The following is a 14,668-nucleotide window of genomic DNA, read 5'->3' as shown; positions in this document are numbered from 1 at the left end:
ACGGCCGGTGCGGCCAGAGCCGCGCCACCGGCCGCGACCGACGCACCGAGGAGCTTTCTCCGGCTCATCAGCCTGGTCTTTTGTGAAGTCCCGTCAGGCATGTCACTTACTCCAGAAGCGATGGAAATGGTGAACCGGCCCGTGACCGGCGCCGATATCAAGCTGATCGGCGGCGACAATCGCGGCATGAATATAGGCCTTCGCCTCCCCGATCGCACCCTGCAGATCCAGTCCCTTGGCGAGGCCGGCGGCAATTGCGGACGACAGGGTGCAGCCGGTGCCATGGGTATTGCGGGTGTCGATGCGTTTTTCGCGCAGCCATACGGCATTGCCGCCGCCATCCAGGAACAGGTCCGCGCACTCCGCACCCGAGCCGTGCCCCCCTTCAGCAGGACCGACCTTGCACCCAGACGTAAAAGCCGCTCCGCCTGCGCCTGCATTTCCGTCTCGCTGGCGGCAACCTCGCACTCCAGGATCCTTGCAGCTTCGTGCAGGTTCGGCGTAATGACATCGGCAAGCGGTATCAGGATGGCAATCAGTCCCTCCACGGCGCTGTCGGCAAGCAGGGGGTCTCCAGAGGCGGCAACCATCACGGGGTCCAGCACCACTGGCCCGGTCGCATGGGCCTCCAGGCCCTCGGCGACCGTTTCGATGATGTCGATGCGCGACAGCATGCCGATCTTGGTCGCATTCACCTTCAGATCGGAGAAGACCGCATCCATCTGCGCCCGGACGAAGTCCGGCGGCAGGTCATGAATGGCGGTGACCCCGAGCGTGTTCTGTGCGGTCAGGGCGGTCAGAACGCTGGCGCCGTAGACGCCGTTTGCTGAAAAGGTCTTGAGGTCGGCCTGTATCCCGGCACCGCCGCCGGAATCCGACCCTGCAATGGTCACCGCGATCGCGGTCATGGGTATCTCCTTTTATGAAAACCGAACAGCCTCACGCCCTGAGCCGGGCTTTTATGTCGTCCAGGCTCATCACGTAGAGAGCGTCGAGCAGTTCCGGCACCAGGGTTCCGGGCCCCCTGGCGCGCCCGGCCGCGATCTCGCCGGCAATGTTGAACACCGACAGGCCGCAGGCGGCGGCCAGCGCCGTATCGGTCTCGACACTTGCAAAGGCCGAAAGAACCGCGCCGCCGGCACATCCTGTCGCGGTCACTCGTGCCATCAGCGGGTGCCCGTTCATCAGCCTGAAATCCTCTGCCCTGCCCTCGATCCTGTCTTCCGGCCCCGTCACGGCAAGAACCGTTCCGGCGGCAATCAGCTCTTCAGCGTTGGCTCTTTCGGGAAACAGCGCTTCCAATTCCTGTTCGTTCAGCCGCACCAGATCCGGCCCGCGGGCAATGAGGTCACGGGCATAGGTGCAGCGGACAGGCGACCGGTTGACGAAAACCGGATCGATGCTCACCGGGCGGCCCGCCGTCCTTGCAGCATCGAAGGCAAGCGGAATGGCCTCGCGCCGCGCCTCGTCCAGAGTGCCGAGATTGATCAGCAAGGCATCCGCGCCCGCCACGAAGGCCGCGACTTCTTCCCGGGCAAACGTCATGGACGGAACAGCGCCCAGCGCCAGCAGGACGTTGGCGGTAAAGCTCTGCGCAACGGCATTTGTGATCGCGTGAACGCGGGGTGTCTTGTGGCGGACGCGCTCCAGCAGATCGAAAACCGTCTCTGCCGTAAGGGTGCGGGTGGACGCGGCAACGCTGATGGTCATCCGGCACCTCCTGAACGGGCCGGAGCGCGGGAGGTCCGCCGAGACGATCGCGAGGCACCGGGCGTCTTTTTGAACGTCATCTCAAATCCCTCCGCCGGTACAAGCCGGATCAGGTTCAAGGAGTTGGCCACCCGCCTCTCAGCCCGGTCGACGATCGCCGGGCACCCCCATGAGACGGCTGCACTGCTAGCAAGGCTGGCTGCTGAATGCAAGTCCCGCGGATCGACGCGGAGCCTCGGCAATTGACTGCGGCAATCAGATGGGCGATGTCGTTGAAACCAGATTTGCAACGTCCAACCGTCCGGAGCGCCGCATGACACCGTTTTTCGTGATGATCAAATGCCAGCTGGGCAAGACCTACCAGGTCGCCAATGCGATCGCCGACGCGGAGATTGCGTCCGAAGTCTATTCCACCAGCGGCGACTATGATCTCCTGGTGAAATTTTACGTCGAGGAAGGCGCCGATATCGGCCATTTCGTCAATGAGAAGGTGCACCCGATCGACGGCATCCAGGACACCAAGACCATCATTACCTTCAAGGCATTCTAACCCGCGTTTTTTCATTTATCCGGAGGCATTCCATGCGCTTTCTGAAGTCCGCCGTTTTCTCCCTCGCCCTCATGCTCCTGCCGGCGAGCGGGCCTGCATCCGCGCAAGGCATGCCGCCCGAACAGATCAAGCAGATCCTGGACCTCACAAAGGCCAACTGGGTAGCGTTCCGCGACTGGGAGGGTCAGGAACTGGTCTATTTCACCCATCTGGAATCCTGGAAATGCGGCATCGACTACGTCTTCTACGGCGTCAACGGCGGCCCGCTCGACCAGGAATGGGAACTGGACGAGTGCGATCCGGCCAACCCCAACGCGGTTCTGAAGGACAAGCCCTATATCGAGCGCCCGGCCGGCTCCACCCAGTCCGTCAGCGTACAGCTGGTCTTCCCCGACGGCTCGAAAAGCGCCCTCGAGACATTTGAGTACAAGCCGCAGTGAGGTCCACCGCCGGCGGGACCGTGGCCTGAAAAGCCAAATCGGCTTTTTCGTTCAGGACCTCGATGGCGATGAGGCGCGGCGCGCCTTGGTGCGGTCGAGGCCGAGCTTGTGTTCACGGTAGATGACGAAGACACCGGCCGCGATCACGATGGCGGCCCCGACGACCACTTCCGGAACGGGCGTTTCGGAAAAGATCAACCAGCCGACGATGATCGCCCACAGCATGTTGACGTAGTCGAACGGTGCGATGGTCGAGGCATCGGCGAAGCGATAGCTTTGCGTCAGCAGGATCTGGCCGACGCCGCCGGCAAGACCGATCAGGATCAGCAGGCCCGCCATCTCCAAATCCGGGATGATCCATGCCTGCCCCGGCAGCACAAACCCCAAAGGCACGGTCAACAGGGACATCACTGTCGATGCTCCGGCAAACCAGGTGACGATCGTCGAGGTCCGCTCCGTCTCGCACAATTTGCGCACGGCTATCATGGCCAGCGCCCCGAAGACGGCAGCGGCAAGACCCAGCAGCGCTCCCAGCGTCGCCGTGCTGTCCAGGTCTCCTTCGCCCAGATGCGGCGACAGGACCACCAGAATGCCCACGAACCCCACGACAACGGCGCTCCAGCGATAGATGCGCACCGGTTCGCCCAGGAGAAAGAAGGCCAGCACGACCACCACCAGCGGCGTCGCAAAGCCGATGGTCGTGGCATCCGGCAGGGGCAGCAGATAGAGCGCGGTGAAAGAGCAGACCATGGCCGAGAGCCCGATGGCCGACCGCGTCAGGTGCCCTTTCGGGTTCTTCGTCCGGAAGGCCAGTCCAAGTTCCCCGCGCAGGCCGACCATGAGCAGCACCGGAAACAGTCCGAAGAAATTGCGGGCGAACACCAGTTGTCCGATCGGCACGGTTTCGGCGGCAATCTTCAGCGAGGCTGCCATGACGAAAAAGATCAGCGTCGAGGCAAGTTTCAGTGAAATGCCGAGCAACGGGGCATGCCGGGTCATCCCGGCCGGTGCGGGCTGGGCGTTTGCTTCGGATCTGATGCCGGTCGTCATGATGCACTCGTCTGCTGGACCGGCATTTGAACCTTGTCCCGTGACCGCCGGACCGGAAAATCACGGGGAGCCGCAAAGTGCGCTCACGGCCGACATGGGCAGCCGTTTCGTGCGCGTGAAAATACAGATGAGAAGGAGATTTTTACACCAGAAGATTGAGTGAAGGCACGCCTACACCAATAACTAACCACTGCCTACTCGATGTTGTTGCCGTCCTCGTCCGTATATCTGCACGGGTTTCGAGATTAACCCGTCAAAATCTCTTCACAACTGTCTCAAAACCTGGCCGGGCCTCTCCCATTGAACCTGCGTCTACCTATAATCCCGGGAACTCCGATTCGAGAGGCAGTGCGCCATGTTCCGTTCGTTTTTCAAATCCCGCAAGTGGTTCCTGTGGGCCTGGGCGGGATCCGTCCTGATCCTGTGGGTGACCTGGTACAAGGTTCAATTGGACGTCGATATCAACGAATGGTTCGGTTCGTTTTACGACCTCATCCAGAGAGCCCTGGCGGAACCGGGAAGCATCACCTTCGACGAGTACATGGCGGAGCTGATGACGTTCTTCTGGATCGCCGCGCTCTATGTTGCCATTGCCGTGGTGCTGGATTTCTTCATCAAGCATTTCATCTTCCGCTGGCGAACCGCCATGAACGACTACTACATGGCTCACTGGCACGTCGTGCGCCATATCGAAGGGGCCTCTCAGCGCGTTCAGGAAGATACGATGCGGTTCGCCCGTATCATGGAGAGCCTTGGCGTATCGTTCATGCGATCGATCATGACTCTCATCGCGTTCCTCCCGCTTCTGTGGGACCTTTCGAGACATGTCACCGTACTGCCCTGGATCGGCCCGATAGACCATTCCCTGGTCTACGTCGCCCTGCTTTCCGCCGCCTCCGGAACGGTCCTGCTCGCGGCCGTCGGGGTCAAGCTGCCGGGCCTTGAATTCAACAACCAGAAGGTGGAGGCCGCCTACCGCAAGGAGCTGGTCTATGGCGAAGACAACGAAGAGCGCGCGTCGCCCCCGTCCGTGGTCGAACTCTACAGCCATGTGCGCCGCAACTATTTCCGTCTGTTCTTTCACTACCTCTACTTCGATGTAGCCAAATGGTCCTACCTGCAGGCGACCGTTCTGGTTCCCTATGTCGCCCTGGCCCCGACCATCGTTTCCGGCGCCATTACCCTCGGCGTGATGCAACAGATCGTCCGGGCTTTCGGGCGTGTGGAAAGTTCCTTCCAATATCTCGTCAACGCCTGGACGACGATCGTCGAACTGATTTCCGTCTACAAACGCCTGCGCGCCTTTGAGGAAAACATCTGGGACTACGAGCGCAGCGGCGGCGAGCCGGCGCCCCTGCCGGCGGAATGATATCCGTATTGAAATCGGCAAGGCCGGCGAAGTCGCCGGCCTCGGTTGTTGACCAAGTACATCGCCTCCGTCGTCATCCCGGCCAAGCGCAGCGCGAGCCGGGATCGGAGAGCCAGAAGCCACCTTCCTTCAATCCGACAGATCTCGGCTCACCGATCCCGGATCTGCGCTTCGCTCCGTCCGGGACGACGTCCGAAGGGTTGTCATCACTCTCAGGCCGGCCATATCGCCGTCTTCAGCGCGCCGCCTGGATGGCTTCCCAGACCCTCAGCGGCGTTGCCGGCATGTCGATGATTTCAGTGACGCCGGCGCCGTCTTTCAGGGCCCGTTGCACCGCGTTCATCACAGCGGCGCAGCCGCCGATGGTACCGGCTTCCCCCGCCCCCTTGATGCCCATTGCATTGGTCGTGGACGGGATGTTGCGGGTCTCGAAATGGATGTCCGGCAGATCCGACGCGCGTATCAGCCGGTAGTCCAGTAGGGAGGCGGTCAAAAGCTGCCCGTCGTCGTCATAGACCGTGTGTTCGCACAAGGCCTGGCTGATTGCAGTCGCCGCGCCGCCCTGAACCTGCCCGGCCAGCAGCAACGGGTTCACCGTGACCCCGAAATCGTCGACGATGACATAGTTTACCAAGGCAACGTCGCCGGTATCCGGATCGACCTCCACCTCGCAGATATGAGTGCCGTTCGGATAGGTCGCCTCGTTCTGCTTGACCTCTTCCGTGGCCGCCAGAGTTTCGCCGGCCGCCGCCGAGATTTCGGCCAGCGTGATCTGCCGGTCGGTTCCCACCACGCGGACGACGCCGCTTTCAAGCTCCAGATCCTCGACCCCGGCTTCCAGCCGGTCTGCGGCCAGTTCCTTGACCTTCTTCACCAGCGCCATGCTGGCATCGCGCACCGAGGGCAGGCCGAGCGGGATCGAGCGTGACCCGCCGGTGCCGCCGCCCTGGCGCACCCTGTCGGTATCGCCCTGGATGACCTGGATGTCGTCGATCGTCACGCCGAACAGTTCCGCTACCACCTGGCTATAGGCGGTCGCGTGGCCCTGTCCATTGGTTTGCGTGCCGATCAGAAGCGTGAGATTGCCTTCGTCGCCGAGTTCAAGCGTGGCTTCTTCGCTGCCCGGAAAGGCGCAGGCCTCGATATAGGAACAGATGCCGATGCCGCGGAGCTTGCCCTGCCTGTCGCTTTCCTCCTGGCGCTCCTTGAAACCCTCCCAGTCGGCCACTTCCAAAGCCTTGTCCAGGTGCCCGGCAAAGTCGCCGGTATCGTAAAGACGGCCTGTCTGCGTGGTGTAGGGCAGTTGCTGCTGCTTGATGAAATTGCGCTTGCGGATTTCGATCGATCCGATCCCGGTTTCCTCACCGGCCTTTTCGATCAGCCTTTCGATGAGATAGGCAGCCTCGGGCCGCCCCGCGCCGCGGAAGGCGTCGGTGGGAACCGTGTGCATGTAGACGCCCTCGACCTTCGCGAACAGGGCGGGAATGTCATAAAGGCCGGAGGACATGGACGTGCCCACGAAGGGAATGAACGGGCCGAACTGGTGCAGATAGGCCCCCATGGCCGCTTTCACATGCACTCTCAGGCCCAGGATCTTGCCCTGCGCGTCCAGTGCCAGTTCCGCATGGGTGAGGTTGTCCCGGCCATGTGCATCGGTGACGAAATGCTCCATCCGCTCTCCGTCCCACCGCACCGGCCTGCCGAGTTCCCTGGCGGCCATCATCGTGAGCGGGTATTCGCGATAGCAGAACATCTTCGTGCCGAACCCGCCGCCGACTTCCGGCGTGATCACCTGCAGCTTGCTGTGGTCGAGGTCCAGGATGCTGCAGATCGTATCGCGCATGCCGTGGCCGCCCTGGGTTCCAAGCGTCAGCCTGAAGCGGTCGCCATCGAACTCGGCCACGGCGCCGCGCAGCTCCATGTAATTGGCGACGACGCGGTTGTTGACGAGGTCGATGGAAACGACCCTGTCCGCCTCCGCAAAGGCGTCTTCCGTCTTGCTCTCATCCCCCTGGCCATAGGTAAAGGCGACGTTGGTTCCGAATTCCGGCCACACCTTCACTGCATCCGGCGCCGAAGCGTTTTCGATGCCGACCACCACGTCCAGCGGATCGTAGTCGACCTCCAGCATTTCGCCGGCGTTCCTGGCGGTGTCGAAGTCATCGGCCACGATGAAGGCGATCGCATCGCCCACATACCGAACCTCGTCGGAACACAGGACCGGCTGATCCGGCGCCTTGAAATTCGTGCCGTCGATCTGCTTCGGGCGGCCCTGGCACGGCATGTTTTTCCCTGCCAGCTCCGCCCCGGTCAGGACCATACGGACCCCGTTCATGGCCCGGATCTCATCGACATTGCCGAGGCTGATTTTCGCATGCGCCATGGCGGAGCGCACGACATAGCTGTGCAGGCATCCCTCCGGCTTGTAGTCGGCCGTATAGATGCCGTGCCCGGTAATGAGCGGCTCGTCTTCTTTCCGGCGCAACGGGGCGCCAACACCGAATTTCGGAGTGACCATCTGGTTCATGAAACTGGACCTGCAATTTTTGGGAAGACCTTCCCAGGGAAATCCGAACGCCGAACATGGCGGCTAGACTTTGAACATAGTGCCCGAAATGGGCCGAGACCAGAGGGTCGACGACCGCCTGATCCCCGGGGCTTAAGCCGCAAGCATGGCCGCCCGTGCGGTACGGGCCATGTTCCGGCGAATGGTTCCCCACCATTAAACAGCTTCCTCCCGAGATGCGCAATGCGCCATCGTGAAGACTGCGAGCGTCTGCCGTCTCGAACGGATCGGCTGTGAAGCGGTTCCAATTCCAGACCTTTTGAGTTCGACGCGAATGGGCGGAGCGCCGGGTCATCCCCACCGGGTCCTCACACTTAAATAATCTCATCCTCGTCAAACAGAGGATCGGCTTCCAACTGCGAGGCGAGGCTGTCCAGGGTCTGTTCCGCGTCGTATTTCCTGCTGATATCGGCAATATGGAACAGGCCGTCACCCTCATTGACGATCGGCAGGTTGGTGCGCCCGACGATCAGGCCGCCAGGCTCGGCGACCACATTGCGTTCCTTCTCGCCAAAAGGGTCTGAGACGATCCCGAGCAGGGTTTCCGGTTCCACCATGTCACCGATCGACCTGAACGGCCGCAGCAGGCCGCCAGCGGGGGAGCGGACCCAGTAGCTGGAACTGGTCAGGATCGAGCGGACCTTCGGCCTGGTAATGCCCTTCGCACCAAGCATGTTCAGCGCCCGCATCACCCGCAGGACACCGGACACGCCGGCGCGGATCGACATTTCATCGAAGCGCAGCCCCTCGCCCGCCTCGAAGACCAGCACGTCCGTTCCCTTGGCCTGCGCCGCCTCCCGAAGCGAGCCGCCGCGGACCTTGGATGTCAGGATCACCGGTGCGCCGAACGCCTTTGCCAGGGACAGCGTGTCCGGCCGCGAGGGAGAGACGCGAATCTGCGGCAGGTTCGTCCGGTGAATCGCCGCCGAGTGCAGGTCGATGCCGTAGTCCGCCCGGTCGACGATCTCGGTCATGAACAGATGCGCCAGCCGCCCGGCCAGAGACCCTTTCAGGCTTCCGGGGAACGACCGATTGAGGTCGCGCCGGTCCGGCAGGTAGCGGGAGTGATTGTGAAAGCCGAAGGCGTTCACGATCGGAATGACCAGCAAGGTTCCCTTGAACTTGTCCAGCTCGGGCGCTTCCAGTTGCGGCGCCTTCAGGATCCGCCGGGCGATCTCGACCCCGATCACCTCATCGCCATGCACCGCCGCACTGACGAAAAGCACCGGCCCCGGCCGCCGGCCGTGCAGAACGTGAACCGACATGGTCACGGGCGTATGATCGGATAGAACGCTTACCGGCAGGTCGATGGTGCGGCGGGTTCCGGGCGCAACCGCATGCTCACCGATGCGGAAGAGATGTGCTGTGCTCGTCAACCGCGTCCCTTCGTCTTGGTCTTGCCGGCCACCGCGTGCTTGGCAAGGAAGTCGATGATCTTGCCGGCAACGTCGATCCCGCTTGCCTTCTCGATGCCCTCCAGGCCGGGCGACGAATTCACCTCCATCACCACCGCACCATGGTTCGAGCGAAGCATGTCCACACCGCACACGTTGAGACCCATGGCTTTCGCTGCCCGGATGGCCGTGGAGCGCTCCTCGGGCGTAATCTTCACCGCCGCGGAACTGCCGCCGCGGTGCAGGTTCGAGCGGAACTCGCCCTCCGCACCTGTGCGTTTCATCGACGCGATCACCTTGCCGCCGACCACCAGCGCGCGGATATCCGTGCCGCCGGCTTCCTTGATGAATTCCTGGACCAGAATGTTCACGTTGGCGCCCCGGAAGGCTTCGATGACGGAAATCGCGGACCGTTCCGTATCCGCCAGAACCACACCAATCCCCTGTGTTCCTTCCAGAAGCTTGATCACCACCGGCGCGCCGCCCGCCGTATGCAGGACTTCTGCCGTCATCTTCGGATCATGGGCGAAGGTCGTCACGGGCAGGCCAATGCCGTCACGCGCCAGAAGCTGCATGGAGCGGAGCTTGTCGCGCGAACGGCCGATCGCCACGGATTCGTTCAGCGGATAGACGCCCATCATTTCGAACTGGCGAAGCACCGCCAAGCCGTAGAACGTGACCGACGCCCCGATCCTCGGGATCACCGCATCGAAACCGGTCAGCTTGTTGCCGTTGTAATAGATCTCGGGGCGCCGCGAGGCGATGTTCATGTAGCATCGCAGTGTGTTGATGATCTCCAGCTGATGCCCGCGCTCTTCGGCAGCCGCTTTCAGGCGCTGGTGCGAATAGAGATTGGCATTGCGTGCCAGCATTGCAATTTTCATCGGATTTACGCCTTGCGCCGTGATGTTTATGAGCCCGCACCCTCGGTGCTTCCTAGTGCTTCATGGTCGGAGCGGGGTTGCCTGCCAGGAACGACCTGCCGGGATCCACCAGGACATTGTGCCGCCGGATGGCCGTACGCCCGAGTATCATATCGAAGCCCATATTCGCGCGGTTGGCCAGCGAAACGTCCACATGCCAGTTGTGGCGGCCCAGATGCAGTACGGTCCGGATGACGATGCGGCGTTCGGGAACCCCGCTTGTGTTCTTGATGTCCCGCTCATCCAGAACCGGTACCTCAACCCTGAAGTCACGATGATGACGGGACGCCGGCACCCGGAAGCGGACCCACCTGACGCCGCTCCGGTCAAAAATCTCGTGCTCTTCCGCGTGCAGCGCAGAGGTGCGCGCGCCCGTGTCGATCTTGGCGCGCATATCGAATACGCCCAGTTCCGGCAGACTGACGATCTCGCGCCAGCCGATGATATCCGCAGCAACGGCGGCGCGCGTCTTCTTGACACTTTTCATTCACCGGAACCCTGACGCTTTCACCATTGTTTACCGCACCTTGCGCCAATTTCCCCGACCATTGCATGGGCCGGAACCCAGCGCAATACGATGCAAGACCCCGCCGATCATGGTGCAGGCCCGGCCATGGCAAACCGGCCGGGTTATGCAGAGCTTTTTGCGTGGCCCCGCACCTTACGGGTTCAGCGATGCCCCGCGGGCTCACTCATCCTTCGGACGATAGGGATTTTTCGCATCCCGGTCTTCGGAGAGGCTGCGGCGCGTTTCGCGCGTCAGGATCTCGATCGCGTCCGCCAGATGCACTTCCCGAATGTTGTAGTCGCCGCGCCCGACCCGCAGCTTGTGGGCCTCCAGCATCACCTCGCCCATGGACACGCCTTCGGGCGGCACGAAACGGTAGCTGGCAAGTTCGATCAGGAAGCCGAGCGGATCGCGGAAATAGATTGAATCCATGAAACCGCGGTCAACCGGACCGCTGTGCCGGATCCCGCGCGCGTCCAGCCGCTCGGACACCTGCCGGAACGTCGCCTGGGAAACGTTGAGCGCCAGATGATGCACGCAGCCGATCGCCTGAGGCGCCGGCTCCGCATCGGGCTTGCGGTCCTCGCTGGTGAAGATCGTGATCAGCCTGCCGTCGCCGGGGTCGAAATAGAGGTGGCTCTGGTCCGGATCGTCCAGGTTCGGCTGCTCGAACACGAACGGCATGCCCAGGACGCCCTCCCAGAAATCGATGGAGGTCTGCCGGTCGGCACCGACCAGCGTGATGTGGTGAATACCCTGGGTCTGTAACTTTCGCATCCCCGCCCTCCCTGTTCGGCAACCAGAATAGGACCTATCTGCCGGTGAAATCAAACTTCATCCGTCCCCTTCCCTTCGATTGGAAAACCGCTAAGCTGTCCGCGACTGCAACCAGCTGCCGGACACGGACGTTCTCGCTCCAGCCCCTCCGACCGACTCCACGTCAAGGGGAGGTCCGGTTCAGGATTTCATCATGGATATGCGCCAGAAAGACCCGGAGCCGGCAGAGGCATCCGGAGCGTCCAGTCCCGCCGCCGGCAACCGCCTGCAGCGGAAGATCACCGCAATGACCGCTCATCTGCCCTCCAACACCATCGGCGCGCTCTGGATACTGCTCGCGGCCGTCCTGTTTTCGATGATGGTCACCCTGATCAAGCTTCTCGGGCAGGACCTCAGCGTCTTCCAGATTCTCTTCGTGCGTCAGGGACTGATGCTGCTCATCGTTGCTCCGAAGATCCTGAGCGGGCTGCCGACGTCGCTGGCAACCAAACGGCCGGGCCTGCAGCTCATCCGCATCGTGATCGCAACCACGGCCATGCTCATGGGCTTTACCGCAGTGATCGAACTGCCGCTTGCCGATGCGACGGCGATCAGCTTTTCCAAGACCTTCTTCGTCACGATCTTCGCCATCTGGCTGCTGGGCGAAACCGTGGGCGTGCATCGCTGGGGCGCTACCATCATCGGCTTCCTGGGCGTGCTGCTGATGCTTCGCCCGGATGGCGAAGGCCTCGTCGATCCATACGCCATGCTGGCGCTTGCGGGCGCTGCGTGCGCCGGAATGGTCATGATCGTGGTGCGCATGCTGACCCGGACGGACGCGCCGGTAACCATCCTGACCTACCAGGCCTTCGGCGTCGGCCTGATCATGGCCGTACCGGCCTTCCTGACCTGGCAGGCGCCCACCCTCGAACAGTGGGGTCTCCTCCTGCTGGTCGGCGTCATCTCCTGGGCCGCACAGATGTGCAACATCCAGGCGTTCAAGGCCGGCGAAGCCACGGCCATCGCCTCGCTCGACTATACGAGACTGCTTTATGCGACCTTCTTCGGGGCTCTGGTCTTCAACCAGTGGCCGCGGCTGGAAACGCTGATCGGCGCCGCCGTCATCATCGCCGCCTCGATCTACACCGTCCGCCGCGAAGCCAAACGCGGCCGAGAACTTGCCCGCGCCGCCGACGCGCGCGGCTATTCGAATTGAGGTCATTGCACTCTGTCGGGAACGACAAGACACGAAAGGGTGCCAAACACGCCGGGTCACCCCGACCCAGCGAAGCGCAGAGCCGGGGCCCACTTGCCGGTCCGCATGGCAAGTCCCAAGAGAGGCCCTGGCGCGGCCGGCGTCGAACAAGACCCGCTCTGCAAACGAGTAGGCCCAGGGGTCTCGCGTAGCTCGCCCGGGGGTGTCTCGGTGGTGGCACTGAGATGCTCCGCCTGCGCCAATTCAGGCAGTCTCGGCCTGTGCCGCAGCCCGTTTCTGCGCCTCTTCCTCGACCAGTTCCTTCTTGGACAGCTTTCCGACCATGGTCTTGGGCAACTGGTCCCGGAACTCGATTTCCCTTGGCATCTCGATCGCCGACAGGTGATCCTTCAGAAAGGACATCATGTCATCGGCGGTAAGGGAACGGCCTTCCTTCAGCTTGATAAAGGCCTTGGGCGACTGGCCGCGATAGTCGTCAGGGATGGCGATGACGATGGTCTCGTCCACCGCCTCGTGCTGGTAGATCGCTTCTTCGATCACACGCGGATAGACATTGTAGCCGGAGCACAGGATCAGGTCCTTGATGCGGTCGACGAGATAAATGAAACCGTCCTCGTCCTGATAACCGACGTCGCCGGTGTGCAGATAGCGGTCGCCGGTGATGACCTCGGCGGTGGCATCGTCCCGCTTCCAATAGCCTTTCATCACCTGGGGGCCGTGGATCAGCAATTCGCCCTTCTCGCCTTTGGGAACCTCGGTTTTGCGGTCTTCAATACTGACGAACCGCACGCTGGTGCCGGGGGCGGGCCGGCCGATGGACCCTGCGCGGCTGCCCTTGTCGAGCGGATTGACCGCGGCCACCGGTGAGGTTTCCGTCAGGCCGTAGCCCTCCACCAGAATGCAGCCGGTGAGCTTTTCGAAACTCTCCTTCACCTCCACCGGAAGCGGTGCGCCCCCGGACAGGCACAGGTTGATGCTGGACAGGTCGTAATTCGCCGTCAGCGGCGAATTGTTGATCGCGGTGTAGATGGTCGGAACGCCTGGAAACAGCGTCACCTTCTTGCGCTTGATCGCATCGAGCAGCGCCTTCAGTTCGAACCGCGGCTGCAGCACCATTTCCGCACCCAGGATGATCGACAGATTCTGCGCCACCGTCATGGCAAAGACATGGAAGAACGGCAGCACGCAGAGCATCCTTTCCTCGCCCCGCCGTGCCCTTTCGAACACGCAGCGCATCTGCTCGAGATTGGCCGACAGGTTCGTATGGGTCAGCATCGCCCCCTTGGGAACGCCGGTGGTGCCGCCGGTATATTGCAGAACCGCGATCGCCTCGTCGGGATCAATCCCCACCGGCTTGGGATGCGCTCCCGCCTTGTGCAGGTCATCGAAACGGATATGCGCGTCATCGTCGGGAATACCGGCGATTTCCTTGCGCTTGAAGAGGCTGAACAGCACCTTCTTGACCGTGGGCAGGCAGAAGGTCATCGGGCAGACGATGATCTTGTCGAGGATCTTGTCCTTGCGGACCTCTTCGACCTTGTCATAGATCACCTTCAGATCCATCGTCACCATGATACGCACGTCCGCATCGCGCGCCTGGAAGGCTAGCTCGCGCTCGACATAGAGCGGATTGAAGTTGGTGACCGTGCCGCCGATCTTCAAAATGGCGAAATAGAAAATCGTATAGAAAGGGGTGTTCGGCAGGCAGAGGCCGACATGAACGCCGGGCCCGACGCCCATGGCCTGAAGTCCGGCCGCCGTGCCGTCGACAAGCGCGCCGATTTCCGCATAGGTCCAGACCTTGCCCATGAAATCGGCGGCCGGCCGCGATCCGAACTCGGCGACGCTGGCTTCAAGATACTCGTGTATGGGACGGGGCTTGAACGCCGCGTTCCACTCCTCCGCTGTCGTCATCAGAATCTCCAAACGCGCGTTTTCCGCTTCGCTGCACCGACGGACCATACCCCGGATATCCCTCAAGCCGTCAGGCCTTTTCGGATTATCCCTATTCCGCCAGGCGCCGGCGAAGCGTCCCCCTCCCAGGGCCTCTTCTGACATGACGCAACCTTCCGTTCACGTCAACTCGCTACGTTAGGACACCTGCTCAGTTTTTTGGACACGGCAGGGTGCGGAAATCAGATAGGCCTGCGCCTCCGTGTGGCAATAGAGCTGGTGAATCAAAATCT

General features: G+C 62.1%; 12 protein-coding genes, 1 pseudogene and 1 riboswitch. Of the genes and pseudogenes, 4 read left to right on the top strand and 9 right to left on the bottom strand.

All coding sequences use genetic code 11. The features are described 5' to 3' along the window. Positions 1-102 precede the first annotated feature (102 nt). Together thiD and thiM are read right to left on the bottom strand one after the other, a co-directional pair. Positions 103-908: pseudogene (gene thiD, locus ON753_RS06265) on the bottom strand (bifunctional hydroxymethylpyrimidine kinase/phosphomethylpyrimidine kinase). A 31-nt stretch (positions 909-939) separates the two neighbouring features. After that, positions 940-1,710 carry a hydroxyethylthiazole kinase gene (gene thiM, locus ON753_RS06260; protein WP_265961715.1) on the bottom strand — a complete coding sequence of 257 codons (771 nt, stop codon included), beginning with the start codon at positions 1,708-1,710 and terminating at the stop codon, positions 940-942. Positions 1,711-1,778: 68 nt separating this feature from the next. Continuing rightward, positions 1,779-1,889, bottom strand: a riboswitch (TPP riboswitch). A 134-nt stretch (positions 1,890-2,023) separates the two neighbouring features. Between thiM and ON753_RS06255 the strand changes: the two genes are divergently transcribed. Continuing rightward, on the top strand, positions 2,024-2,260 hold the full coding sequence (locus tag ON753_RS06255) for an Lrp/AsnC ligand binding domain-containing protein (RefSeq protein ID WP_265961714.1): 237 nt from the start codon (positions 2,024-2,026) through the stop codon (positions 2,258-2,260). Positions 2,261-2,292: 32 nt separating this feature from the next. Then, complete coding sequence (locus ON753_RS06250) at positions 2,293-2,700, top strand: hypothetical protein (protein ID WP_265961713.1); 408 nt, start codon at positions 2,293-2,295, stop codon at positions 2,698-2,700. A 51-nt stretch (positions 2,701-2,751) separates the two neighbouring features. Here the strand turns inward: ON753_RS06250 and ON753_RS06245 are convergent, their stop codons facing one another. Continuing rightward, positions 2,752-3,750 (bottom strand): DMT family transporter, encoded by a 999-nt coding sequence (locus ON753_RS06245; protein WP_265961712.1) that lies wholly within the window; start codon positions 3,748-3,750, stop codon positions 2,752-2,754. 355 nt (positions 3,751-4,105) lie between these two features. Here ON753_RS06245 and sbmA point away from each other — a divergent pair, with 355 nt between their 5' ends. Beyond that, on the top strand, positions 4,106-5,119 hold the full coding sequence (sbmA, locus tag ON753_RS06240) for a peptide antibiotic transporter SbmA (RefSeq protein WP_265961711.1): 1,014 nt from the start codon (positions 4,106-4,108) through the stop codon (positions 5,117-5,119). 235 nt (positions 5,120-5,354) lie between these two features. Here the strand turns inward: sbmA and ON753_RS06235 are convergent, their stop codons facing one another. From ON753_RS06235 to ON753_RS06215, 5 genes are all read right to left on the bottom strand, one after another. Then, positions 5,355-7,646 (bottom strand): xanthine dehydrogenase family protein molybdopterin-binding subunit, encoded by a 2,292-nt coding sequence (locus tag ON753_RS06235; protein ID WP_265961710.1) that lies wholly within the window; start codon positions 7,644-7,646, stop codon positions 5,355-5,357. A 353-nt stretch (positions 7,647-7,999) separates the two neighbouring features. After that, on the bottom strand, positions 8,000-9,061 hold the full coding sequence (locus tag ON753_RS06230; protein ID WP_265961709.1) for a succinylglutamate desuccinylase/aspartoacylase family protein: 1,062 nt from the start codon (positions 9,059-9,061) through the stop codon (positions 8,000-8,002). Then, on the bottom strand, positions 9,058-9,963 hold the full coding sequence (gene rimK, locus ON753_RS06225) for a 30S ribosomal protein S6--L-glutamate ligase (RefSeq protein WP_265961708.1): 906 nt from the start codon (positions 9,961-9,963) through the stop codon (positions 9,058-9,060). Before rimK ends, ON753_RS06230 begins: the two co-directional genes overlap by 4 nt. A gap of 52 nt (positions 9,964-10,015) precedes the next feature. Beyond that, positions 10,016-10,489, bottom strand: a complete 474-nt coding sequence (locus ON753_RS06220) for an ATP-dependent zinc protease family protein (protein ID WP_265961707.1) — start codon at positions 10,487-10,489, stop codon at positions 10,016-10,018. A 201-nt stretch (positions 10,490-10,690) separates the two neighbouring features. Then, on the bottom strand, positions 10,691-11,287 hold the full coding sequence (locus ON753_RS06215; RefSeq protein ID WP_265961706.1) for a VOC family protein: 597 nt from the start codon (positions 11,285-11,287) through the stop codon (positions 10,691-10,693). Between the two features lie 193 nt (positions 11,288-11,480). Between ON753_RS06215 and ON753_RS06210 the strand changes: the two genes are divergently transcribed. Then, complete coding sequence (locus ON753_RS06210) at positions 11,481-12,482, top strand: DMT family transporter (protein WP_265961705.1); 1,002 nt, start codon at positions 11,481-11,483, stop codon at positions 12,480-12,482. Positions 12,483-12,725: 243 nt separating this feature from the next. Here ON753_RS06210 and ON753_RS06205 read toward each other — a convergent pair whose 3' ends face one another. After that, entirely contained in the window at positions 12,726-14,396 is a 1,671-nt protein-coding gene (locus tag ON753_RS06205) for a long-chain-fatty-acid--CoA ligase (RefSeq protein ID WP_265961704.1), read from the bottom strand. Between the last annotated feature and the right edge of the window lie 272 nt (positions 14,397-14,668).

The organism is Roseibium salinum, assembly GCF_026240905.1.
Classification (GTDB): domain Bacteria; phylum Pseudomonadota; class Alphaproteobacteria; order Rhizobiales; family Stappiaceae; genus Roseibium; species Roseibium salinum.
Note: the sequence above shows the minus strand (reverse complement) of the source record. Positions and strands in the feature narration are given on the sequence as shown.

What these genes read in the sequence shown, in the direction of transcription:
- thiM (WP_265961715.1), bottom strand. Translation starts at nt 1,710, where the DNA reads ATGACCATCAGCGTTGCCGCGTCCACCCGCACCCTTACGGCAGAGACG.
- ON753_RS06255 (WP_265961714.1), top strand. Translation starts at nt 2,024, where the DNA reads ATGACACCGTTTTTCGTGATGATCAAATGCCAGCTGGGCAAGACCTAC.
- ON753_RS06250 (WP_265961713.1), top strand. Translation starts at nt 2,293, where the DNA reads ATGCGCTTTCTGAAGTCCGCCGTTTTCTCCCTCGCCCTCATGCTCCTG.
- ON753_RS06245 (WP_265961712.1), bottom strand. Translation starts at nt 3,750, where the DNA reads ATGACGACCGGCATCAGATCCGAAGCAAACGCCCAGCCCGCACCGGCC.
- sbmA (WP_265961711.1), top strand. Translation starts at nt 4,106, where the DNA reads ATGTTCCGTTCGTTTTTCAAATCCCGCAAGTGGTTCCTGTGGGCCTGG.
- ON753_RS06235 (WP_265961710.1), bottom strand. Translation starts at nt 7,646, where the DNA reads ATGAACCAGATGGTCACTCCGAAATTCGGTGTTGGCGCCCCGTTGCGC.
- rimK (WP_265961708.1), bottom strand. Translation starts at nt 9,963, where the DNA reads ATGAAAATTGCAATGCTGGCACGCAATGCCAATCTCTATTCGCACCAG.
- ON753_RS06220 (WP_265961707.1), bottom strand. Translation starts at nt 10,489, where the DNA reads ATGAAAAGTGTCAAGAAGACGCGCGCCGCCGTTGCTGCGGATATCATC.
- ON753_RS06215 (WP_265961706.1), bottom strand. Translation starts at nt 11,287, where the DNA reads ATGCGAAAGTTACAGACCCAGGGTATTCACCACATCACGCTGGTCGGT.
- ON753_RS06210 (WP_265961705.1), top strand. Translation starts at nt 11,481, where the DNA reads ATGGATATGCGCCAGAAAGACCCGGAGCCGGCAGAGGCATCCGGAGCG.
- ON753_RS06205 (WP_265961704.1), bottom strand. Translation starts at nt 14,396, where the DNA reads ATGACGACAGCGGAGGAGTGGAACGCGGCGTTCAAGCCCCGTCCCATA.